Source organism: Desulfomicrobium escambiense DSM 10707 (assembly GCF_000428825.1).
GTDB lineage: Bacteria > Desulfobacterota > Desulfovibrionia > Desulfovibrionales > Desulfomicrobiaceae > Desulfomicrobium > Desulfomicrobium escambiense.
In genome coordinates, this window is record NZ_AUAR01000001.1 from 332349 (window position 1) to 353885 (window position 21537).

Consider the following 21537-nt stretch of genomic DNA (forward strand, 5'->3'; position numbering starts at 1 on the left):
CGTTCTGGGGGATCATGGATAACCCGTCGCGCCTCATTCCGGTCAAGGAGCGGCCCGCCCAGGAACGCCGCAAGCGGCAGCGGGAAATTACCCTGGCCGTCATCGCCATCTTCGTCATCGTCATCCTGACCTGGATCGAACTGCGCCTGCTGGGCGTCCACTCCTACCTCTTCTTCGCCCTTTTCAACGTCAACCTGATCCTGCTCATCCTCGTCCTCTTCCTGGTCCTTCGAAACGTCATCAAGCTCATCCTCGACCGGCGAAGGCGCGTGCTGGGCTCTGGGCTCAGGGCGCGGCTGGTCCTCGTCTTCGTGACCCTCTCCATGGTCCCGACCTTCATCATGTTCATCCTGTCCATGTGGTTCGTGCAGACCTCGGTGGACTACTGGTTCCAGTCCCAGGTCGAGACGTCCATGGACCACGCCCTGGAGGTCGGTCAGGATTTCTACGCCGCGGCTGAGTCCGGGCTGGAGGCCAAGGCCCAGGGGATACTCGATCACCTGCGGGAGCGGCGCATCGCCTGGAACGCCAAGGGCGCGGACGAGGCCATGCGCGCCAAGGCGCGGGAGTACCGGCTGACTCTGGTGGGCCTTGTCTCGCCCACCCTGCAGGAGAGGAGCTGGCAGGCCGACGCGGTCTGGGACCAAGCGTGGCGCAAGGTCAAGGCCGAGGTGCCGTGGGACGACCTGTCCCGGAAGCCGTCCTACTGGGCGACGCTCCTGGCGCACCCGGACTCGGACCTCGTGGTCGGTGTCCTGCCGGTCGACGAGGCGGCTTCGGCCTATCTCGTCGTGGGCGCCGAGGTGGGGAAGGGCTTCCTGGAACGCCTGGAGCTCATCGCCAAGGGCGTGGGCGAGTACAAGCAGCTCCGCAGCCTCAAGTTCCCCCTGAAGATGACGCTCTACATGGTGCTCGGTCTCATGACCCTGCTCATCTTTCTCGGCGCGACCTGGTTCGGCTTCCGCCTGGCGCGGGAGATCAGCGCCCCTGTCCAGGCCCTGGCCGCGGGCACCCAGCGCATCGCGAAGGGCGACCTTTCGGTGCGCCTCATGGACGACTCGCGCGACGAACTCGGCCTGCTGGTCCAGTCCTTCAACAGCATGGCCGAGGACCTGGAGCAGAGCCGCCAGGGGCTGACCGAGGCCAACCGGCGCCTTCAGGAGCAGTATCAGGCCCTCATCGCCAAAAACCATTACGTGCAGGCCATTCTCGACAACATCACCTCCGGCGTGGTCTCCATCGACCGCGCGGGCCGGGTCACGACCATGAACCGTGCGGCCGAGGCCATTCTCGGCCTGGAGGGCGGAGGGCTCATCGGCAAGTCCGCCCTGGACATCCTCGGGCCCGAACACCGCAGCCTGGTGCAGGAGGTCAGCCAGCTCCTGACGAGCATCCCCGGCTCGCAGTGGCAGCGCCGGCTGGACCTGGAGGTCGACGGCGAGACCGTCAAGCTCCTGGTCAATGCCGTGGCCCTCATGGACAGCGAGGGGAGCGACTCGGGCATCGTCGCTGTCTTCGAGAACATCTCCGAGCTGGAGAAGATGCAGCGTCTGGACGCCTGGAAGGAGGTGGCCCGCCGCATCGCCCACGAGATCAAGAATCCGCTGACCCCCATCAAGCTCTCGGCCGAACGCCTGGAGCGCAAGTTCGGCCAATCGGTGGAGGACCCCGTCTTCAGCCAGTGCACCGGCCTCATCGTCAGGCAGGTGGAGCACCTGCAGGAGATGGTCCGGGAGTTCTCGGCCTTCGCCAAGATGCCCGAAGTGAAGCTGGTGCGCGGCCAGATCGAGCCCATCCTGCGCGAGGCCGTGTCGGTCTTCGCCGAGAGCCATACGGCCATCCGCTGGGTCGTGCGGGTCGAGGACGTGCCGGCCGTCATGCTCGACCGCGAGGCCATGGGTCGCGCCTTCGCCAACATCCTCCTCAATGCCGCCGAGATCCTGGCGGGCCGGGAAGACGGCCGCGTGGAAACCGTCCTCTACTCCCGCAAGCGCAAGGGGCGGGTCTACATCGAGATCAGCGACAACGGGCCGGGCATCAAGCCCGAGGAGCAGTCGCGCATGTTCGAGCCTTACTATTCGACCAAACGCAGCGGCACGGGGCTGGGCCTGACCATCGTCAAGTCCATCGTCAACGACCATCACGGCCACATCCGTGTCAAACCCAACGAGCCCGCCGGCACGACCTTCGTCATCGAGTTGCCGTCGGCGCGCAGCGAGGCGTGATGAGCACCGCATCCATTCTCATCATCGACGACGAGAGGGACATCCGCGCGGCGCTGCGCGGCATTTTCGAGGACGAGGGCTGGCAGGTGTCCGAGGCCGGCAACGGGACCGAGGGTCTGGCCATGGCCCTGGACGGGGACTTCGACCTCATCTTCCTGGACATCTGGATGCCGGGCCTCGACGGCATGGGCGTGCTCGTGTCCATGCGCGAGAAGGGCGTGGACTCTCCGGTCATCATGATCTCCGGCCACGGCAACATCGAGACAGCAGTCACGGCACTCAAGAACGGAGCCTTCGACTTCATCGAGAAGCCGCTGTCCCTGGACGACACCCTGGTCGCTGCCGGCAAGGCCCTGGAACTGTCCCGCCTCAAGCGTGAGAACCGGGAGTTGCGCTCTCGCATCCGCCCCGAAGGCGTGCCGGTCATCATCGGCTCCTCGCCGGGCATCGTCCGGCTGCGTCAGCTCATCGAGCAGGTCGCGCCCACCGAGGCCTGGGTGCTCATCACCGGCGAGAACGGGACGGGCAAGGAGGTCGCGGCCAGGGCCATCCACGCGGCGAGCCGCCGCGCCGCTCGGGAGATGGTCTGCGTGAACTGCGCGGCCATCCCCGAGGAACTCATCGAGAGCGAGCTTTTCGGCCACGAGAAGGGCGCCTTCACCGGAGCCGACAAGGCGCGTAAGGGCAAGTTCGAGCTGGCGGACAAGGGGACGCTCTTCCTGGACGAAATCGCCGACATGAGCCTCAAGACCCAGGCCAAGATCCTGCGCATCCTGCAGGAGCAGAAGTTCGAGCGCGTCGGCGGGACGAAGTCCTTCCGGGTGGATGTGCGGGTCATCGCAGCCACCAACAAGGATCTGGTCAGGGAGATGACCGAGGGGCGCTTCCGCCAGGACCTCTACTATCGCCTCAACGTCTTTCCCGTCACGGTCCCGGCTCTGCGCGAGCGGGCCGAGGACATCCCCGAGATGATCGGACATTTTTCGCGGCTCATGATCGAGGAGCAGAGCCTGCAGCCCGTGCGTCTGGACCGCGAGGTCCTGGACGCGCTCACGCGGTATGCGTGGCCGGGCAACGTGCGCGAACTCAGAAACTTCGTGGAGAGGATCTACATCCTCTATCAGGGACGGGACGTGGACATCACCATGCTCCCGCCGGAATACCGCGCCGCCGCGGCCCGGGACGCCCTGGCCGAGGTGCCGGACGGGGTCACGGATTTCAAGGAGGCCCGCGCCCGGTTCGAGGAGGCCTTCCTGCGCCGGGGGCTGGCCCGCGCTGACGGCAACATCGCCCGCTTGGCCGAGGCCATCGGGCTGGAGCGGACATACCTTTACCGCAAACTCAAGACCTATGGCATCGGCATAGACGAAGGCCGTCAGCGGGACGGCCTCGGGAGGCAGTGATGGCGACGAATGACGGAAGCTCACGGGAGGGGTCGGGCTGCGCCGAGTGCGCACGGCTCAGGGGGCGGATGGAGAGCCTGCTGGAGCATCTGCGCCAGGAGCTGGAATCGCCCATTTCCTCCATCCTCGGCGTGGCCGGCCTGCTGCAGAACTCGGGCCTGAGCGGCGAGCAGGCCGAATACCTGCGGGTCATCCGTGATGCCGCCGAGGGCATGGATCTGGTCCGCCGCAGCCTGGGCGACATGGCCTGGCAGGACACCCGGAGCGCCCTGGGCGGTGAGGCCGATTTCGACCTGCGCGTGCTGGTGCACGACCTGGCCGAACTGTCCCGCATTCACGCCCGCCGCCGCAACATCCATTTCAAGGCCAATGTGGAGGATGAGGTGCCGAGCCTGGTCCGGGGTGTGCCGGGAATTGTGCGGCGCATCACCGGCGGGTTCCTAAACCGCGTACTGCATGCACCGGGCGGTTCGAACGTGTCCATGGGCCTCGGACTGGCCGAACGCGGGGAAGGGACGGTCACGGTGCGGCTGGAGGTGCGCGTCGACGCCCGGATCGAGCCCGATACCGAGTGCCAAGCCCTCAGCCGCGATCTCGCCGCCCAGCAGGACGGCTGTGCGGGGTTCGAAGCGGAAGCGGACTCCTGCGTGTTCTGGGCAACCTTCCGCCTGCCCGAGCTGCAGGCCAGGCCGTCGTCCTTCCCGCCTCCGCAGCCCATTACCGGTCGCCTCATCCTGGCCGTGGACACGGACGCAACCTGGCGCGGGGTGCTCAGGGAATACTGCTACCTCTGGGAATGCCCCTTCCTCGAAGCCCCCGACGGCCAGGCCGCCCTGGAACTGCTGCGCGAAGCCGCAGCCCGCGACGAGGTTCCGGATTTCATCCTTGCGGGTTCGAACCTCGGCAGTATGGACATGGAGGGGTTCGCCGCGGCGATCCGCACGCATCCGGAACTGGCGGAGGCCAGGCTCGTGGCTCTGCCGTCCTCGGCCCGGCCGGGGGATGCGGCGCGCATGGAGGCCGCGGGTTTCGCCGCCTACCTGTCCCGGCCTGTGGAACAGTTCCGTCTGCGCGACGCCCTGTGCCTCATTCTGGGGGCCCGCGCCCTGGGGCGCAGCATCGGCCTGGTGACCCGCCACGTCGTGGCCGAGGAGCGCAAGCGACGCAAGATCGTGCTGGTGGTCGACCCCGACCTCCAGAGCCGCGCGCTCATGGTGCGCAAGCTCGACCAGGGGGGCTACGCGCACCTCGAAGCGGGCTCCGGCGAGGAGGCGTTGCGCATGCTGCGCGACAACCCGTGCGCGCTCGTCTTTCTGGAACTGGACCTGCCCGGCATGTCCGGCCTCGACACGGCCAGGGTCATCCGCAACCCCGAAACGGGCGGGGACGTGCCGGTGATCGGCACGACGGCGCGGCTCGAGAGCGGCGATGCGGCCAGGTGCGCTTCGGCCGGCTTCAACGAGATCATGGTCAAGCCCGTGGACACCCAGGCCTTTTTCCGGGCCCTCGAAAAGTACGTCCAGCCCAACGAGCCCGGAAAGAGCGACTTCCGCGGCCAGGCCTTGGATGTGGAGCGGCTCCTCGATCAGCTGGACCACGATCAGGTGTTGCTGGCCGACGTGTTGCAGACCTTTCTGCGGGAGGGGCGCACCAGGGTGGGGGAATTCCTGCAGGCCCTGGAGCAGGGGGATTTTCCCACGGCCGAGCAGAAGTCCAGCGCCCTGCGCGGCATGGCCGGAAACATCCGGGCCGAGGGCGTGCGCGTCCTGGCGGAGATGGCCGAGCAGGCCTGCCGCCGGTCCCGCGCCGACAAGGCGGCCTCTCTGGGCGAGGAGATCATGCAGGAGTTGTGGCGCGTGGAGCAGGCCGCAGCCCTGGTCTGACAGGTCCAGGGATGGCATGCGTGCTCATTGCCGTTCATGAGGAAATGACCGCCGGAGTAATCCGGCACCATTCGAAGAGGTCCCGCCCGGCCCGCCGTGAATCATCCCGGCGGGCCGCCTGCGTTTACAGCCCGAGCTTCCCGCGCCTGTACCTGAACGTGTCCCGCGACACGTTCAGGAGCCTGGCGGCCTGGGACTCGTTCCCGTCGGCCAGGCCCAGGGCCTGCTCGTAGTAATCGCGCTCCAGTCGCTGCAGCAGGGCCGGCAGGTCCACGCCCGCCCCGGTCAGGGGCGTCATGCCGGTTGCTTCCTCATCGGGCGCGCATCCGTCGCGCAGGCCCAGGTCCGCGGCGTCCAGCTCCGGGCCGCAGGCCATGAGGGCGGCGCGTTCCATGATGTTGCGCAGTTCGCGCACGTTGCCGGTCCAGTCGTGGTGCAGCAGGGCCTGGCGGGCGGAGTCCGTCAGAGCCGTGAATTTCTTGCCGAACTTCTCGCCGTACTGATGCAGGAAGAGCTTGGCCAGGGGCAGGATGTCCTCGCGGCGGCTGGCCAGGGACGGCACGCGGATGCGCACCACGGCCAGGCGGTAGAACAGGTCCTGTCGGAAGGTCCCGCGGGCGACCATGTCTTCCAAGTCGCGGTTGGTGGCCGCCAGGACGCGCGTGCGCACCGTGCGCTTGGCCGTTGAGCCCAGGGGGTAGAACTCGCCGTGCTGCAGGAAGCGCAGCAGCTTGGCCTGGGCGCTGGGCGGCAGTTCGCCGATCTCGTCCAAAAACAGCGTTCCCCCGGCGGCCTCCTCGACCAGACCGGCCTTGCCCTTCTTGCCGGCGCCGCTGAAGGCCCCCGGCGCGTACCCGAACAGTTCGCTCTCGATGAGCTCCCCCGGCATGGCCGCGCAGTTGACCGTGACCAGGGGGCCGCGGAAATTGGGGCTGCGGTGGTGGATGGAGCTGGCCACGAGCTCCTTGCCCGTGCCCGTGGCGCCTTCGATGAGGACCGGCGTGTCGGGGCTGACCGCAACCTTGGCCACGGTTTGCACCACGTCCGTCAGGGCCTCGCTCTCGGCCACGAAGAAGGGGATCTGCTCGCGCAGGGCCTTGTCCTGCAGCTCCCGGATCTCCTTGCCCAGGCGGATGGAGCTGCCGGCGCGCTCCAGGCAGAGCTTGAGGGCGTCCATGCGCAGGGGTTTGACCAGATAGTCGAAGGCGCCGCGCTTCATGGCCGAGATGACCGTGTCCAGGTCCTCGAAGGCCGTGATCATGACCACGGCCGCGTGGGGCGCCAGCCTGCGGATGCCGTCCAGAACGTCCAGGCCGCTCAAGTCCGGCAGGCCGATGTCGAGGAGTACCAGGTCCGGGTTCAGGCCCGCCAGGTCGGCCAGGGCCTCCTTGCCCGTGGCCCGGGTGGAGACGTCGTACCGGCGGCCGAGGGTCATGGACAGGCTGTCGCGGATGGACTCCTCGTCGTCGATGATGAGCAGGGAATAGTTCATGGGTGCTCCGGGGCCGGAAGGGGGAATTCCAGCCTGAATTCGGCCCCGCCCAGGGGGCTCTCGGCCACGCGGATGACGCCGCGGTGGTCCGCGACGATGCGCTGCACGATGGACAGGCCGATGCCCGTGCCGTCGCTGGCCGTGGTGAAGAAGGGATCGAAGACGCGCTCCCGGTCCGCCTTGGCAATGCCCGGCCCCGTGTCGCCGACGGTCAGCAGGACATGGTCCTCGGCCGCGTCGATGCGGATCTCGACGCGCTTTTCGCCATCGCCCAGGCGCACGGCGCGGGCGGCGTTGTCGACGATGTTGACCACGGCCTGTTCGAGCTGCATGCGGTCGCCGCGGATCATGGGGGCCGGGTCGAGGCGCGTGACCACATCCACGCCGGCCTTGCGCAGGGTCGGGGCCAGCAGGCCCAGGGCCTCCTGCACGGGGGCCGACAGATCCAGAAGCTCCAGGCGGGGGGTGCCGGGCTTGGAGAAGTCGAGCACGCGGCGGATGACGGACTCCATCTTGCCGGCGGCCTTGCGGATCTTTTCGATGGTCGCGCGCAGCACGCTGGCCGGTCCGTCTTCGGTCAGCTCGGCGCAGATCTCCTCCATGGCGTAGAGGTAGGCGTGGATGCCCGTCAGGGGGTTGCGGATCTCGTGGGCGATGCCGGCGGCCATGCGGCCCAGGGAGTTGATCTTGTCCAGGAGCATGATCTGTCGGGCCATGCGGCGCGAGGCCGTGACGTCGGCCATGAACACGGCCACGCGCGTGACGCGGCCCGCGTCGTCGAAGACGGGGTAGATGTGCAGGTCCAGGTCCTCGTCCTGTCCGTATTCCGCGATGGAGCCCGCCTCGCCGCCGGCGAAGACGGCGTCCACGGCCTGCCGCAGGCGCGCGCAGCGCTCGGGGGGCAGGATGTCGAACAGGGACTGGCCGATGAGGGACTCGCGGATGGTGCCCAGGCGCGAGGCGCCGGTGTCGTTGATGTCGAGGAGGATGCCTGCCTGGTCCATGAGCAGCAGGGTCTCGGTGGGGGCGTTGATGAGGGCGCGGGCCTTGGCCTCGCGGTCGCGGATCTGGGCCTCGGCCAGGCGGCGCTGTTCGACCTCGAAGAGCAGGTCGCTGGTGCGGCGTTCGACTTCTATCTCCAGGCGCGCCCGTGCCTTGCGCAGGTCGCCTTCGGCGCGGATGCGCTCGCCGACCTCCCGCTCGAGTTCGTCGTTGGCCGCCCGCAGGTGCCCGGTGCGGGCCCTGACCGCCTCCTCCAGCTGCTCTTTGTGGCGGCGCAGCACCTCCTGGGCCTCCTGGCGGCGGCGGATGGCGCTGACGAGCATGGCCACGGCGGCCAGGAGCACGGCCACGCCGACCGTGGCCGTCCAGATGTAGCGCTTGTCGATCTGGTAGAAGCGCGCCGGTTGGTTCAGGATCTGGCTGCCCTCGGGCAGCAGGGATTCGGCGATGCCGAACCGCCGCAGCTGGATGTAGTCGAAGATGAAGCGCGACGGGGTCTGCGTGTCCACGGGGATGGAGTCCGGGTCGGTCCCGTTCAGGACGCGCATGGCCAGCCTGGCCACGCGTTCGCCCTCGGCCCGGCCCTCGACCATCCGCCCGCCCACGCAGCCCGTGCCCATCTCGAAGTCCCAGAAGCCGTAGATGGGCACCTTGGCGTAGGTCGAGAGGAAGAGGTTCTTGCCGCGGTAGTCCACCAGCACGCCTTCCTCGTTGCGCATGACGCCGTGCACGAAGATGATCTGTCCGGGCCCCAGCTGCGCCAGGCGGGTGCGCAGTTCCTGGGCCGGCAGGTTGTTCCAGTAGGTGAAGCGGATGCCGGGGAACTGCGCCTCCAGGGCGCGCAGGGACTGGTCCGTGAGCAGGTCGGTGATGGACTGGTCCGCGCCGATGACCACGAACTCGCGCGTCCCCGGGTGCAGGCCCAGGGCCGTGCGCATGGTTTCGGCGAAGGGCGGGTTCTCGGCCAGGCCCGTGATGCGGGTCTGACCGCGCAGTTGCTCGGGGCGGAAATCGTTGACCCCGCAGAAGACCACGGGCGCGCCTCGGAAGATGCTGTCGCGGTATTCGAGGACGAAGTTCAGGGCGTCGTTGTCCGTGGTCACGATGAGGTTGAAGACGCTCTCGGACAATTTGTGCCCCAGCAGGGCGGCCTGCAGGGACAGGTAGGACGTATCGGTGTTGCGTTTGGTGTCCAGGTACTCGACCCACAGCAGGGCCTGGGGCATTTCGGCGCGGAAGGTCTCCTGGATGCCGGTGTTGAGGGTGTCGGTCCAGGACAGGCCCGGATGGTAGGAGTGCAGCAGGAGCACGTTCTGCGATCTGGCCTGCGCGGGTGCGGGGGCCAGAAACAGCAGCAGGGACAGCAGGACGGTGAGGATGACACGCGGCATGTTGCGGGTGTATGCCCAAACGGCGCGGCATTCAAGCCCGTGCGCGAACGTCCTTGACAGGGGTGGGCGTTGGGAATAACGGTCTGTGTTTCCTTGCTCGCTCGAAGTGAATGGGCGGGCTACCACCCACAAGGAGGATTCTGTAATGACCAGGTACGAGGAACTGCTCCTGCTCAGCCCGGAGCTCGGCACCGATGAGTGCCGCGAGATCATCAACAACCTGAGCGCCGTTGTCGAACGCGAGGGCGGAAACGTCCTGAAGATCGACGACTGGGGCGTCAAGGATACGGCCTACCCGGTGCGCAAGTTCAACCGCGGCCGGTACATCCGCATGGAAATGAGCATGCCCGGCAAGGCTGTGGCCGAACTGGAACGCAACGTGCGTATCGCCGACGGCGTGTTCAAATTCATCACCGTGAAGCTCGCCGACACCCCCGTCGAGACCACCGAGGAGGCCTAAGATGTCTTTCAAGAAGAAGTTCGCACCCCGGAGAAAGTACTGCCGTTTCTGCGAGAACCCCGAGATTCCACTCGATTACAAGCACCCCGAGATCCTGAAGGACTTCGTGACCGATCGCGGCAAGATCATCGCCAGCCGCATCACCGGATCCTGCGCCAAGCACCAGCGGGCCATCACCCGCGAGGTCAAGCGCGCACGTCAGATGGCGCTGTTGTTCTACACGGCCACCCACAGCACGGACGTGCTCAAAAAATCCAGAGTCTAGGAGAGTAGGTCATGAAGGTCATTTTGCGAGCAGACGTGGATAATCTGGGCCGCCTCGGCGACATCGTCGCCGTCAAGCCCGGTTACGGCAGAAATTACCTCTTGCCGCAGGGTCTGGCTTCCCTGGCGACTCCCGGCAACCTGAAGGTCTTCGAGCAGGAGCGCCGCAAGCTGCAGGCCATGAACGACGCCGTCAAGGCCGATGCTTCCGCCCTGGCAGCCAAGATCGAGGCCGCCAAGGTGGTCATCGAGGTGCGCACGGGCGACGGCGACAAGCTTTACGGCTCCGTCACCTCCCCCCAGATCGCGGCCATCCTGGCCGAGCAGGGCGTCGACGTGGATCGCCGCAAGATCCAGCTCGACGAGGGCATTCGCTCCCTGGGCGAGTACATCATTGAAGTGAAGCTGCACCCCGAGGTCGTGGCCAAGCTCACCGTGAACGTCATCAAGCACGGCAAGGCCGAGCAGGTGACCGAAGCCGCGGTGGAGACCGATGCAACCGAAGAAGCCGCCGCAGAATAAGTTCGGGCAGCGCCTCGGAACGCAAATCCAACCGGAAGAGGCCTTGCAAAAGGCCTCTTCTGATTTGTTGCGCCGTATACCCCCGCACAACACCGAAGCCGAACAGGCTGTGCTGGGCGGGGTTTTTTTGCGCAACGACATCTTTCACACCCTGGTCGACGTCATTTCCGACGAGGACTTTTACTCGCCGGTGCACAAGACCATCTACCAGGCCTTCCAGGAACTCTACCGCCGCCGTGAGCCGGCCGACCTGGTCACCGTGGCGGAACACCTCAAGACCCGCGGCCAGCTCGACGAGGTCGGCGGCACCGTCTACCTGGCCTCCCTGGCCGAGTCCGTGGCCTCGGCATCCAACGCCGTGTACCACGCTCAGATCGTGCGGGACAAGGCCGTGCGCCGGCGGCTCATCCAGACCTCCTCGGAGATCCTGACCAGCTGCTTCGAGGCCGGCGAGGAGACCGAATCCCTCCTGGACCAGGCCGAGCAGCAGATCTTCTCCATCGCCGAGTCCAAGGGCAAGCCCGCCTTCACGAGCAGCAAGGACCTGGTCCAGCGCGTCTTCGAACAGCTCGAGACGCGGGCCGGGCAGGGCGAGCTGGTGACCGGCGTGCCCACGAGCTACACGGATTTCGACCACATGACCGCGGGCCTGCAGAAGTCGGACCTCATCATCCTGGCGGCCCGCCCGTCCATGGGCAAGACGGCCCTGGCCCTGAACATGGGCATGCGCGCGGCCATCCGCCACGACGTGCCCGTGGCCGTCTTCTCCCTGGAAATGTCCATGGACCAGCTCATGATGCGCCTGCTGGGCTGCCACGGCCGCGTGGACCTGAGCCGCCTGCGCAGCGGCTATCTGAACGACGAGGACTGGAGCCGGCTCTACCAGGCCGCCGACGACCTGTCGCGGGCGCCGATCTACATCGACGACACGCCGGCCCTCTCGACCATGGAGATCCGGGCCCGCAGCCGCCGCCTCAAGGCCGAGAAGGGCGTGGGCCTCATCATCGTCGACTACCTCCAGCTCATGCGCTCCAGCCACAAGAGCGACTCGCGCGAGCAGGAGATCTCGGACATTTCCCGGAACCTGAAGGCCCTGGCCAAGGAGCTGGAAGTCCCGGTCATCGCCCTGTCGCAGCTCAACCGCAAGGTCGAGGAGCGCTCGGACAAGCGTCCCATGATCTCGGACCTGCGCGAGTCCGGCGCCATCGAGCAGGACGCCGACGTCATCGTCTTCATCTACCGCGACGCGGCCTACAACAAGGCCGAGGACAACCCGAACAAGAACATCGCCGAAATCATCATCGGCAAGCAGCGCAACGGCCCCGTCGGCATGCTGCGCCTGGCTTATTTCGGCCAGTACACCGTGTTCGAAAACCTCACGGAAGTGGGACTGCCGTCCGAGGACGGCGGCGCGTACTGACCTTCTCCGCCACCCTCAACTTTTGCGGATGCCGTCATGAAAGCCTATTGTCCTGAAGAGTTTTTCTCGCGCAGCCAGCTCGACAACGTCCAGAAGACGCGCCTGACCACCACCCTCGAACGCGCGGCCCGCTCGGAGTTCTATTCCCGCCGCTTCGCCGAGGCCGGCATCGACCTGACCGCGATCACCTCCGCGGACGACATCGTCAAGCTGCCCTTCACCACCAAGGACGACCTGCGCAGCGCATACCCTGCGCGCATGCTGACCCGTCCCGTGACGGACATGATCCGCCTGCACGCCTCCTCGGGCACCACGGGCTCGGCCACGGTCATCTACTACACGCGAAACGACGTCGATTCCTGGGCCGACCTCATGGCGCGCTGCATGCACATGATCGGCATCCGGGCCGAGGACACCTTTCAGAACATGTCGGGCTACGGCCTCTTCACCGGCGGTCTGGGCATCCACTACGGCGCCGAGCGCCTGGGCTGTCTGACCATCCCGGCCGGAGCCGGCAACTCCAAGCGTCAGCTCAAGCTCCTGGAGGATTTCAAGGTCTCGGCCATCCACATCATCCCGTCCTACGCGCTGCACCTGGGCACGGTGAAGGAGGAGCTCGGCTACGGGCCCGACCGCCTGAACGTGCGTGTGGCCCTCATCGGCGCCGAGCCGCACACCGAGGCCATCCGCCGGCGCATCGAGGAGGTCTGGGGCCTCAAGGCCTACAACTCCTACGGATTGTCCGAGATGAACGGCCCCGGCGTGGCCTTCGAGTGCCTGGAGCAAAACGGCATGCACATCTGGGAGGACGCCTACCTGGCCGAGATCGTCGACCCCGAAACGGGCGAGCGTCTGCCCGACGGCGAGATCGGCGAACTCGTCATCACCACCCTGTGCCGAGAGGGCATGCCGCTCATCCGCTACCGCACCAAGGACCTGACGCGCTTCCTGCCCGGCGACTGCCCCTGCGGCCGCACGCACCGGCGTCTGGACCGCATCAAGGGCCGCGCCGACGACATGATCATCCTCAAGGGCGTGAACATCTACCCCATGCAGGTCGAGCAGGTGCTCATGAGCATCCCGGAAGTGGGGCAGAACTACCTCATCGTGCTGGAGCGCGAAGGGTATCTGGATCAGATGCGGGTCAAGGTGGAGGTCAAGGAGGAGTTCTTCGTTGAGGACATGCGCGAACTGAAGGCGTTGCAGAGCCGCATCAGCTCGAGGCTGCGCGACGAGATCCTCATCACGGCGCGCATCGACCTGGTGGAGCAGAACTCCCTGCCCAAGTCCGAGGGCAAGGCCCAGCGGGTGCTGGATCTGCGGGAATAGGCAGAACGGTCAAGATTGGAATCTTCTTCCGGGCACATTCAGGCCCGCGGGCAGGCATGGTATTTCCCTTCGGGAGGGTGGCGCCGGATTTTAGGATCGTTTCGGCGTCATTCCCGCGAAGGCGGGAATCCATGCCTTTTTGATGTGCTTGTGGATTCCCGCCTTCGCGGGAATGACGCCGGCTCGTGACGCTAGGTGCGTGCGGCTTCATTTTGGCTGCTGCCGGGATGTGCCGCCAGCCTATTCGTACTGGGTCACGGCGCAGGACATGCCTTTCTTTTCGGCTTCCATGCACTGGTTCAGGGCGTCCTCGCGGGAACGCTCCAGGGCGAACTGGATTTCCACGCCGCTGACGAGTTCCTGCTCGAAGACCTTCAGCGGTTCCTGCAGCCCCAGCAGCAGGCTCACCTGCCGGATCTGTTCCGGATTGGTGAGGGGGCCGATGGTGCCGACGAAGGGGCGGAAGACGACCTGCGTGTCCTTGAGGTCGTGCTCCCGGCCGTAGTCCCTGGCCTGCTCGAAGCTTTCGAAGCGTCCGACGAACAGTGAGAAGCTGGCCGGCGTCCCGCTTTCGCGGTTCCAGAACAGGTTTTGGTCCAGATCCTTGAAGCGGGGCAGATGCAGGAGCAGGGCCTCCATGGTCGCGAAGGACCCGAGCTGGACGGAATACGGGCCGTCCTTGGTGCGTTTGCGGAAGACCGTCTTGGCCACGCTCTGCATGACGGGACCGGCGGGTCGGGCCTCCAGCTGCGGGACGGGTGGCGTGGATGTCGCTTCGCGCGGCGCGTCGCCGGATCTGAAGACCATGTCCATGATGCGCAGGTCCGGCATGAGCCAGGACAGGAAGAAGACGAGCAGTCCGATGATGCCGCACATGCTCAGGACCAGGACAAGCCCGCCCCAGCGCGGCATCCTGGCGCCCATGTGCTGGGTGGGCGCAGGGGCGGCGGAGGGCGCCGCCTGCATCGTGGAGGCGGTTTCCGAGGCGCACTCCAACACTTCTTCGGCGTTGCAGGCCTCTTTGGTGCTGAGCGCCCGCAGCGCAAGGGTCACGGTCAGCATGCGCAGGATGCCGATGACGCCGGCGGCCTTCTTGATCAGGGGTTCGGGGTTGGAAATGAGGTCGGCGGCCAGGCCGGCGTTTTCGAGCAAAAAGCCGATGTATTCACGGGATTGTTCCCGGGTCAGCTTGGGCAGGGTCCAGACGGCGCCGAGCATGGCGTAGATGGCCCTGTTTTCCGGGCGGGCCAGGCGGTGGACGATCTCGCCGTTGCCCACCAGCACCACCTGCAGCCCGCTCTGGTGCTGCTTGGCCAGTCCGAAGAGGCTCCCCAGGAAGGCAAAGTCGCCGTCCGTGAGGAGATGGGCGTTGTCGATGAACAGGACCAGGCGTTTCTTTTCCCGCAAAAGCTTGGACAGGACCGGCTTGCTCTCTCCTTCGGGAGTCGTGTGCAGCATCAGGATGTGGAAAAGGGTCTGTTCCGTCGATGCGACAAGGCTCAGCGTTTCGATGTCGATGGCCGTCTTCAGCCGCTCCAGGAATGCCGTCTTGCCGGACTTGGGGAACCCGATGACGCAACTCAAAGGGCGCAGGCTTTGTATCTCATGCAGGACAGAGTCGAATACGTCCTCCAGTTGCGGAGTCGTGAAGTGCAGCGTAGCGCCGGATGCAGTGTCGAAAGGGGAATCGGTCATGTGATGGATTGGTTCCGGAAATCCGATTTTTTGTCCCAATGCTGAAATTTTCTGGTATTCTGACCTCTTCAATTAGGTGTTGACGGAATTCTATGCAAGCTTTTTTTGAAATATCCCGCTATTATGCGCGCTTTGGCGGTTCGCGATGACCTTTTCGCTCCCCTTTTTCGCCTTGTCCATGGCCATGCTCCTGTGGGGCAGTTCCTTCGTAGCCTTCAAGTATGCGGTCATGACCTTCGACCCCATCGTGGTCGTTTTCACGCGCATGTCCGTCTCGGCGGCGCTCTTTCTGTTGGTTCTTCCAGCGTGGCGGCCGCGTTCCATCAAACGCGGCGACGTCTGGTTCATGGTCTTCATGGCCCTGTGCGAGCCGTGCCTGTACTTCGTCTTCGAAGGCCAGGCTCTGACCCTGACCACGGCCTCCCAGGCCGGGATGGTCGCGGCCACGCTGCCCGTCCTGGTGGCGGTCTGCGCAGGGTTCCTGCTGGGCGAGCGCCTTTCGAGGCGCTCCTGGATAGGCCTGCTCCTGGCCCTGGCCGGGGTGGCCTGGGTCAGCCTGACCGGGACCGCCACCGAGGTCGCGCCGCGGCCCGTGCTCGGCAATTTCCTGGAGCTCGCGGCCATGCTCTGTGCGGCCGGGTATACGGTCAGCATGAAGAAGCTCTGCGCCAGCTATTCCCCCTGGTTCCTGACGGCGGTGCAGTCCCTGGTCGGGACCGTGTTCTTCCTGCCGCTGCTCTTTCTCCCTTCGACGGATCTGCCCCAGGCCTTTCCTGCCGGTCCGAGCATGGCCGTCATGTACCTGGCCGTGGGCATCAGCATCGGCGCGTACGGGCTCTACAACTTCGGGATCAGCAGGCTCCCGGCCTGGCAGGCCTCGGCCTTCGTCAACCTCATCCCCGTCATCTCCATGCTGCTGGGCTGGGCCTGGCTGGGGGAAAGCCTCAACGCCGCCCAGTTGGCCGGCGTTGCGGTGGTCTTCGGCGGGGTGGTCCTGAGCCAGGAGTGGGGCGGGGCTGACAAAGACGGCGCCCCCGGCCGCGTTGTGGCGGACGAGGGCGTCGATGAGGAAGGCGCGTTGCCGCAGCCTCTGGGCGTGATGAAGGAGGCCATGGCTCCGGTGCGGCGCCGGAAGTGAGTCCGGGGCCTTCCCGTCCCCGGCTCCCGCGCTGCAGAGGGGCTAGAGCTTGCCAAGGCCCATGGGCGCCGCGGCGGGCGTGATTCTCTCCTCGCTGACCTGACCGTCCCTGGCCACGATGGCCCGCGTGCAGGGGATGTCCCGGCCGCTCTTGGCCAGGGCCTGGCCGACGATGCGCGACAGGCCGGAGCAGCAGGGCACTTCCATTTCAAGCACCGTGATGGAGTTGATGCGGTTCTGGGCGAAGACCTGGCTCAGGCGTTCCACATATTCGGCGGCGTTGTCGAACTTGGGGCAACCGAGCATGATGGTCCGCCCGGCCAGGAAGCGGCCGTGGAAGTCCGGCGTGGCCACGGGGCAGCAGTCGCCGGCGATGAGCAGGTCGGCGTCCTGCAGGAACGGCGCGTGGGGCGGGATGAGCCGGATCTGGATGGGCCAGTGGGAGAGGGCCGAGCCGACCTGGCCGGACGGGACGTTGGCCCGGTCACAGGGCGTCATCCGCATCATGCCGGCCGAGGGGCAGCCGCCGTGGGCGGGCTTCATGGTCTGGACCTGGGCCGAGGGGCAACCGCCGTGCCCGGTGCCGTGGCCGTGACCCTGGGGGGCGACGCCGCCCGTGCGGCGTACGTGCTCCATGGCAGCCTCCTCGTCGAAATCTTCGGCCTCGCGCTCGATGATGTGCAGGGCGTCCTCGGGGCAGTGCCCGATGCAGGCCCCGAGGCCGTCACAAAACATGTCCTTCACGATCTTGGCCTTGCCGTCGATGATGGCCAGAGCCCCTTCCGCACACCCGGTCACACACTGGCCGCAGCCCGTGCACTTTTCTTCGTCTATTTCGATGATCTTGCGTATCATGGTTTTTCTCCTCCGCTGTTGTTTGCGTGAGTCCTGTCTAGGGGCTTTGTGATAAGGCCGCTTTGAGCCATGTCAAAAACGCGGAGATTGTTATTCGACGAAATCAGTATCGAGCTCCATTGGACTACAGGGTGTTTCTGTAAAACTCGATGTGTTGGAAATGAAAAAGCCCGCGCGAACCTTTCGGTCCGGCGGGTTTTCTTGCGTCCGGGGTTTCCCTGCCTTACGCTTCCGTCGGCGCGGGCTGGGGTTTGGGGGCCGGTTTGGCGGGAGTCTTGCGGTTGATTCGTTCCTGCAGGCGCTGGGCGGCGAGGTGGGTTTCGCCGGGGGCCGCCAGAAAGAGCATTTCGCCCTTGGGGGAGAACCAGTGCCAGCCTTCGGGCTTGGTCAGGAGCATGGCGCCCTTGCGTTCGAGGTATTCCAGGTCGCGGCCTTCCTCGACGGCGGCCTGGAGCTGGATCTGCAGGTTGTCCGTCTCCAGGACGATGGAGGCCGTGCGGAAGAGCTCGAAGGCGCCGTGGGAGATGTCCATGAGCAGGCCCTGGTCGGGGGTCTTCTTCGTGGTCAGGGCCTTTTCCAGTTCCAGAAGGTCCTTCTTCAGATCCTTCAGCTCAGCGATGGCCATGTCCCGGGCCACGTCTCCCTGTTCCTTGATGGTCTTGGCCAGCTGGTTCTGCAACACCTTGCTCATGCGCGCTCCTTCATGCCGTTGGCGGTTTCACGTCTACAGAATCTGTCCCAGAAACTCCTTGGTCCGTTCGTGCGTCGGCGCGGTGAAGAAATGTTCGGGCGCGCCTTCCTCCAGTATTTCCCCCTTGTCCATGAAAAGGACACGGTCCGCAACCTCTCGGGCGAAGCCCATTTCGTGAGTGACCACGACCATGGTCATGCCCTCTCGGGCCAGGTTCTTCATGACGTCCAGCACCTCGCCGACCATCTCCGGGTCCAGGGCCGAGGTGGGTTCGTCGAAGAGCATGATCTTCGGGTCCATGGCCAGGGAGCGCGCGATGGCCACGCGTTGCTGCTGGCCGCCCGAGAGCTGGTCCGGCTTGACGGCGAACTTCTCGGAGATGCCGACCTTCTCCAAGAGGGCCATGCCCTTGGCCTCGGCCTCCTGCTTGGAGCGCCCGCGCACCGTCATCTGGGCCATGGTCAGGTTCTCAAGGACCGTCTTGTGGGGGAAGAGGTTGAAGGACTGGAAGACCATGCCGACTTCGGCGCGGATGGCGTTGATGTCGCACTTGGGGTCGAGGATGTCCACGCCGTCGATGATGATGTGCCCGGAATCGGCGTACTCCAGGCGGTTCAGGCAGCGCAGGAAGGTGGATTTGCCCGAGCCCGAGGGCCCGATGATGACGACCACCTCGCCCGGCGCCACGGAACAGGAGACCCGGTTCAGGGCCTGCAGCCGTTCGGGGGTGTAGAAGAACTTGTCGATGCTCTGGACGTCGATGATGGGGGGCGTGTGCATGGTGTTCCTCTAGATGGCCTTGCGTTCGAGATACTGCACGAACATGGACAGGGTGAAGGTCAGGATCAGGTACAGGATCGCGCACACGATCCAGATCTCGAAGGGCTGTAGGGAGGAGGACACGACCTCGCGCGAGGCCTTGGTCAGTTCGCGGATGGACAGCACGCCCAAAAGCGAGGAGTCCTTGACCAGGCTGATGAACTGGCCGGCCAGGGGCGGCAGGATGCGCCGGAAGGCCTGGGGCAGGATGACCTTGCGCATGGCCTTGGCGTAGGTCATGCCCAGGGAGCGGGCCGCCTCCATCTGGCCGCGGTGCACCGACTGGATGCCGGCGCGCACGATCTCGGCCGTGTAGGCGCCAGTGAAGATGGCCAGGGCCATGACGCCGAACCACAGAGGCGGAATCTGCCCGAAGCCTGACTGGGCCAGGATGGAGTTGATGACCGTGCCAACCACGAAGTACCACAGGAAAATCTGCACCAGCAAAGGCGAGCCGCGGATGAGCTCGATGTAGGTGATGGCGCCCCAGCGCAGGGCCGGGTTGTCGGAGATGCGCGCCAGACCCGTGAACAGACCCAGGACTATGCCGAAGATGATGGCCAGGAAGCTGACCTCCAGGGTCAGCCACAGGCCCTCGACCAGGATGCCCGGCTTCCAGTGGGTGTAGAAGCCGATGTTGTCGCCGGCGTAGACGTGGTCGCCCGAGGAGAGCAGGAGCGACTCCTTGGGCAGTTCGTGGGTCTCCTCGCCGTCGTCGCCCCTGACGAGGACGCGCACGTTCTTGCCTTCGGCGCCGGCCGGGTCGATGGAGACGATCTTGCCTTCCATCTCCGCGCGGATGGTCACCTTTTCCTCATAGAGGAAATACTGCGGCACGCGGTTCCATCTCCAGATGTACTCCACCTTCTTGGTGGCGAAGTAGAGGAGAGCCATGCTGCCGCACAGGCCGAGGATGAAGAAGATGCTCCAGAACTGGTAGTAAAATTTGCTTTTGGGCCGGTCGAGTCCCGTGTACGTGGCCATTATCCGTCCTGCTGCTGATGAATCGTAAAAACGAGGGATCCGGCCCTTGAGCCGGATCCCGTATGCTTGCTTACTGCACGTCCTTGAGCCACTCGGTGCCCTTGATCCACTTGTTGTAGATGTCGTCGTAGCGGCCGTCGTTCTTGATCTGGGCCAGGAAGTTGTCCAGCCAGTTCAGGAAGTCCGGGTCGCCCTTCTTGATGCCGAAGCCCAGGGGCTCGTAGGTGAAGACCTTGTCCAGCAGGACCAGGTTCTTGCCGCCCTGCTGGGCCATGAAGACGACGTTGAAGGGCAGGTCGTAGACGAAGGCGTCGGCCTGGCCGTTGACCACTTCCATGGCGCCGTCGGATTCCTTCTCGAAGCTCTTGTACTGGGCCTTGGGGATCATGCGCTTGGTGGCCTGCTCGCCGGTGGTGCCGATGCGGGAGGCGACGGTGAACTTGGGATCGTTCAGGTCCTTGTAGGACTTGATGGTCCCTTCATGCTTCTTGTTCAGCAGGATGGCCTGGCCGACGACGATGTAGGGCTCGGCGAAGTTGATCTGCAGGTTGCGTTCCTGGTTCACGGTCATGCCGGAGATGATGATGTCGAACTTGTCGGACATCAGCGCCGGGATGATGCCGTCGTAGTCGGTGTTGACGATCTTCAGCTTCACGCCCATGGCCTTGGCCATTTCCTTGGCCATGTCCACGTCGAAGCCGACGATCTCGCCCTTCTTGTCGGTCATCTCGAAGGGCAGGTAGCCGGCGTCGAGGCCCACGCGCAGTTCGCCGCGCTTCAGGATTTCGTTCAGGGTGGATTTCTCGGCCAGCTCGTGGTCGGCGGCGAGAACAGGCATGGCCGCGAAGGCGGTCAGGAGCAGGGCCACAACAACTTTCGTCACAAAACGCATAATGCCTCCTGGTTGGTTGGAAAACGTGCCCGAGTTCAGTATTTGCCCTCGGTCAGGACCTCTTTGATGATCATCCGCACCTTGCAGAATTCGCACATCGGGATTTCCTCCTCGGGCAGGCAGATGATCTTGGTCTGCTTGCACTTGGGGCAGGCGACTTCCACGAATTCACGCCTGTAACGGTCTTTGAGCAGTTCCATGATGTTCCCTCGCGTTGCTTCCCGTACGCCGGGAAGGCGAAAAATTCAAGGAAGGGCCGGTTCGAGGCGCAGGGACAGGCAGGTCAGGCCGCCGTCCATCTTGCGGTACTCGCTCGTGTCCAGTTCGACAATGGGCAGGCCAAGGGGCTCCAACAGTTCGCGGGTGCGGGCGTAGCCCGTGGGCATGATCAGGGTGCCGTTCACGAGCAGGGTGTTGGCCGCGTACTCCTCGCCCTCGGGGCAGACGATCTGCCGATAGCCCTCGATGGCCGGGTGGCCGGCGAAGTCCGCCGTGACCAGCATGGTGTCCGCGCCGACATAGTTGAGGCTCGACTTGAGGTGCAGTCCAGCCGCGACCCGAATGACGTCGCTCGCGTAGCCGTGGGCGCCCAGGATGGCGGCGAGCTGGCGCGCTCCCTCGTCGTTGGTGCGGTCTGAGACGCCGATGAAGAAGCGTTTGCCGACCTGCAGGATGTCGCCGCCGTCCAGGGTGCCGGGTGCCTCGATGCGGGCCAGGGAACGGTAGGCGGACAGGGCCTCCTCGATATGGGTCGTCTCGCCAGCGCGTGACGGCGCGCCGGGACGGGTGATGACGGCCACCTCGCGCACGACCACGGCCGTGTCCTCCACGAAGCAGGCGTCCGGGAAGCCGGGGGTCGCGGGCAACACATCGACCGCGAGGCCCAGGGAGCGCAGGCAGTCGACGTAGGCGGCGTGCTGGGACAGGGTCAGGTCCATGTCCGGAGCGGCCGCGGCGGAGGTGGTCAGGCCCAGGGGATAGTCCGGGCCGGGAACGCGGGTGATGGCGTGGGAAAACATCTGGTATCCTTCCTGCTTGAAGTTCGAATCCGGACTTCCAAGCAAGAAAAATC

19 protein-coding genes are annotated in these 21537 nt (G+C 65.5%); 9 read left to right on the forward strand and 10 right to left on the reverse strand.

Features of this window, described 5'->3' with window-relative positions; genetic code table 11:
* The first annotated feature begins 14 nt into the window (after positions 1–14).
* From G394_RS0101470 to G394_RS0101480, 3 genes are read left to right on the forward strand one after another with little or no spacing between them, the layout of a single operon-like run.
* A complete protein-coding gene (locus tag G394_RS0101470; protein ID WP_051306869.1) occupies positions 15–2225 on the forward strand; it encodes a sensor histidine kinase in 2211 nt (736 codons plus the stop codon).
* Complete coding sequence (locus tag G394_RS0101475; RefSeq protein ID WP_043774314.1) at positions 2225–3628, forward strand: sigma-54-dependent transcriptional regulator; 1404 nt, start codon at positions 2225–2227, stop codon at positions 3626–3628. Before G394_RS0101470 ends, G394_RS0101475 begins: the two co-directional genes overlap by 1 nt.
* Positions 3628–5511, forward strand: coding sequence for an ATP-binding response regulator (locus G394_RS0101480; protein WP_084435186.1), 1884 nt, complete (start codon positions 3628–3630; stop codon positions 5509–5511). Before G394_RS0101475 ends, G394_RS0101480 begins: the two co-directional genes overlap by 1 nt.
* Positions 5512–5635: 124 nt before the next feature.
* Here G394_RS0101480 and G394_RS0101485 read toward each other — a convergent pair whose 3' ends face one another.
* Together G394_RS0101485 and G394_RS0101490 are read right to left on the reverse strand one after the other, a co-directional pair.
* On the reverse strand, positions 5636–7003 hold the full coding sequence (locus tag G394_RS0101485) for a sigma-54-dependent transcriptional regulator (protein WP_028576137.1): 1368 nt from the start codon (positions 7001–7003) through the stop codon (positions 5636–5638).
* Positions 7000–9396, reverse strand: coding sequence for an ATP-binding protein (locus G394_RS0101490; protein ID WP_028576138.1), 2397 nt, complete (start codon positions 9394–9396; stop codon positions 7000–7002). The genes G394_RS0101485 and G394_RS0101490 overlap by 4 nt, the downstream gene beginning before the upstream one ends.
* Positions 9397–9541: 145 nt before the next feature.
* Between G394_RS0101490 and rpsF the strand changes: the two genes are divergently transcribed.
* Genes rpsF through G394_RS0101515 form a run of 5 tightly spaced genes read left to right on the forward strand, consistent with a single transcriptional unit; the run spans position 9542 to position 13391 of the window.
* Positions 9542–9856, forward strand: a complete 315-nt coding sequence (rpsF, locus tag G394_RS0101495; protein ID WP_028576139.1) for a 30S ribosomal protein S6 — start codon at positions 9542–9544, stop codon at positions 9854–9856.
* Between the two features lies 1 nt (position 9857).
* Positions 9858–10121 (forward strand): 30S ribosomal protein S18, encoded by a 264-nt coding sequence (gene rpsR / locus G394_RS0101500; protein WP_028576140.1) that lies wholly within the window; start codon positions 9858–9860, stop codon positions 10119–10121.
* Between the two features lie 11 nt (positions 10122–10132).
* Positions 10133–10642 carry a 50S ribosomal protein L9 gene (gene rplI, locus G394_RS0101505; protein WP_028576141.1) on the forward strand — a complete coding sequence of 170 codons (510 nt, stop codon included), beginning with the start codon at positions 10133–10135 and terminating at the stop codon, positions 10640–10642.
* Positions 10614–12062: a replicative DNA helicase gene (gene dnaB / locus G394_RS0101510; RefSeq protein ID WP_028576142.1), complete on the forward strand. Its 1449-nt coding sequence runs from the start codon at positions 10614–10616 to the stop codon at positions 12060–12062. The genes rplI and dnaB overlap by 29 nt, the downstream gene beginning before the upstream one ends.
* Before the next feature lie 36 nt (positions 12063–12098).
* Entirely contained in the window at positions 12099–13391 is a 1293-nt protein-coding gene (locus G394_RS0101515) for a phenylacetate--CoA ligase family protein (RefSeq protein WP_028576143.1), read from the forward strand.
* 240 nt (positions 13392–13631) lie between these two features.
* Here the strand turns inward: G394_RS0101515 and G394_RS0101520 are convergent, their stop codons facing one another.
* A complete protein-coding gene (locus tag G394_RS0101520; protein ID WP_028576144.1) occupies positions 13632–15086 on the reverse strand; it encodes an AAA family ATPase in 1455 nt (484 codons plus the stop codon).
* A 145-nt stretch (positions 15087–15231) separates the two neighbouring features.
* Here G394_RS0101520 and G394_RS17490 point away from each other — a divergent pair, with 145 nt between their 5' ends.
* A complete protein-coding gene (locus G394_RS17490; protein ID WP_043774320.1) occupies positions 15232–16224 on the forward strand; it encodes a DMT family transporter in 993 nt (330 codons plus the stop codon).
* Between the two features lie 42 nt (positions 16225–16266).
* Here the strand turns inward: G394_RS17490 and G394_RS0101530 are convergent, their stop codons facing one another.
* The 7 genes from G394_RS0101530 to G394_RS0101560 form a co-directional block, all read right to left on the reverse strand.
* Positions 16267–17079 carry an ATP-binding protein gene (locus G394_RS0101530; protein ID WP_028576145.1) on the reverse strand — a complete coding sequence of 271 codons (813 nt, stop codon included), beginning with the start codon at positions 17077–17079 and terminating at the stop codon, positions 16267–16269.
* Between the two features lie 223 nt (positions 17080–17302).
* Positions 17303–17770 (reverse strand): hypothetical protein, encoded by a 468-nt coding sequence (locus G394_RS17495; RefSeq protein ID WP_051306870.1) that lies wholly within the window; start codon positions 17768–17770, stop codon positions 17303–17305.
* Between the two features lie 33 nt (positions 17771–17803).
* Positions 17804–18550 (reverse strand): amino acid ABC transporter ATP-binding protein, encoded by a 747-nt coding sequence (locus tag G394_RS0101540; protein ID WP_156902370.1) that lies wholly within the window; start codon positions 18548–18550, stop codon positions 17804–17806.
* Between the two features lie 9 nt (positions 18551–18559).
* Positions 18560–19573: an amino acid ABC transporter permease gene (locus G394_RS0101545; RefSeq protein ID WP_028576147.1), complete on the reverse strand. Its 1014-nt coding sequence runs from the start codon at positions 19571–19573 to the stop codon at positions 18560–18562.
* Positions 19574–19643: 70 nt separating this feature from the next.
* The gene (locus tag G394_RS0101550; protein ID WP_028576148.1) at positions 19644–20465 is read right to left on the reverse strand and encodes a transporter substrate-binding domain-containing protein; all 822 of its coding nucleotides are present in this window, start codon (positions 20463–20465) and stop codon (positions 19644–19646) included.
* 35 nt (positions 20466–20500) lie between these two features.
* Positions 20501–20665: a hypothetical protein gene (locus G394_RS21020; protein ID WP_156902372.1), complete on the reverse strand. Its 165-nt coding sequence runs from the start codon at positions 20663–20665 to the stop codon at positions 20501–20503.
* 45 nt (positions 20666–20710) lie between these two features.
* Positions 20711–21484: a dimethylarginine dimethylaminohydrolase family protein gene (locus tag G394_RS0101560; protein WP_028576149.1), complete on the reverse strand. Its 774-nt coding sequence runs from the start codon at positions 21482–21484 to the stop codon at positions 20711–20713.
* Positions 21485–21537 lie beyond the last annotated feature (53 nt).

What these genes read in the sequence shown, in the direction of transcription:
- rplI (WP_028576141.1), top strand. Translation starts at nt 10,133, where the DNA reads ATGAAGGTCATTTTGCGAGCAGACGTGGATAATCTGGGCCGCCTCGGC.
- G394_RS0101490 (WP_028576138.1), bottom strand. Translation starts at nt 9,396, where the DNA reads ATGCCGCGTGTCATCCTCACCGTCCTGCTGTCCCTGCTGCTGTTTCTG.
- G394_RS21020 (WP_156902372.1), bottom strand. Translation starts at nt 20,665, where the DNA reads ATGGAACTGCTCAAAGACCGTTACAGGCGTGAATTCGTGGAAGTCGCC.
- G394_RS0101470 (WP_051306869.1), top strand. Translation starts at nt 15, where the DNA reads ATGGATAACCCGTCGCGCCTCATTCCGGTCAAGGAGCGGCCCGCCCAG.
- G394_RS0101480 (WP_084435186.1), top strand. Translation starts at nt 3,628, where the DNA reads ATGGCGACGAATGACGGAAGCTCACGGGAGGGGTCGGGCTGCGCCGAG.
- rpsF (WP_028576139.1), top strand. Translation starts at nt 9,542, where the DNA reads ATGACCAGGTACGAGGAACTGCTCCTGCTCAGCCCGGAGCTCGGCACC.
- G394_RS0101530 (WP_028576145.1), bottom strand. Translation starts at nt 17,079, where the DNA reads ATGATACGCAAGATCATCGAAATAGACGAAGAAAAGTGCACGGGCTGC.
- G394_RS0101550 (WP_028576148.1), bottom strand. Translation starts at nt 20,465, where the DNA reads ATGCGTTTTGTGACGAAAGTTGTTGTGGCCCTGCTCCTGACCGCCTTC.
- G394_RS0101545 (WP_028576147.1), bottom strand. Translation starts at nt 19,573, where the DNA reads ATGGCCACGTACACGGGACTCGACCGGCCCAAAAGCAAATTTTACTAC.
- G394_RS0101560 (WP_028576149.1), bottom strand. Translation starts at nt 21,484, where the DNA reads ATGTTTTCCCACGCCATCACCCGCGTTCCCGGCCCGGACTATCCCCTG.
- G394_RS0101540 (WP_156902370.1), bottom strand. Translation starts at nt 18,550, where the DNA reads ATGCACACGCCCCCCATCATCGACGTCCAGAGCATCGACAAGTTCTTC.
- rpsR (WP_028576140.1), top strand. Translation starts at nt 9,858, where the DNA reads ATGTCTTTCAAGAAGAAGTTCGCACCCCGGAGAAAGTACTGCCGTTTC.
- dnaB (WP_028576142.1), top strand. Translation starts at nt 10,614, where the DNA reads ATGCAACCGAAGAAGCCGCCGCAGAATAAGTTCGGGCAGCGCCTCGGA.
- G394_RS0101485 (WP_028576137.1), bottom strand. Translation starts at nt 7,003, where the DNA reads ATGAACTATTCCCTGCTCATCATCGACGACGAGGAGTCCATCCGCGAC.
- G394_RS17495 (WP_051306870.1), bottom strand. Translation starts at nt 17,770, where the DNA reads ATGAGCAAGGTGTTGCAGAACCAGCTGGCCAAGACCATCAAGGAACAG.
- G394_RS0101475 (WP_043774314.1), top strand. Translation starts at nt 2,225, where the DNA reads ATGAGCACCGCATCCATTCTCATCATCGACGACGAGAGGGACATCCGC.
- G394_RS0101515 (WP_028576143.1), top strand. Translation starts at nt 12,099, where the DNA reads ATGAAAGCCTATTGTCCTGAAGAGTTTTTCTCGCGCAGCCAGCTCGAC.
- G394_RS17490 (WP_043774320.1), top strand. Translation starts at nt 15,232, where the DNA reads ATGACCTTTTCGCTCCCCTTTTTCGCCTTGTCCATGGCCATGCTCCTG.
- G394_RS0101520 (WP_028576144.1), bottom strand. Translation starts at nt 15,086, where the DNA reads ATGACCGATTCCCCTTTCGACACTGCATCCGGCGCTACGCTGCACTTC.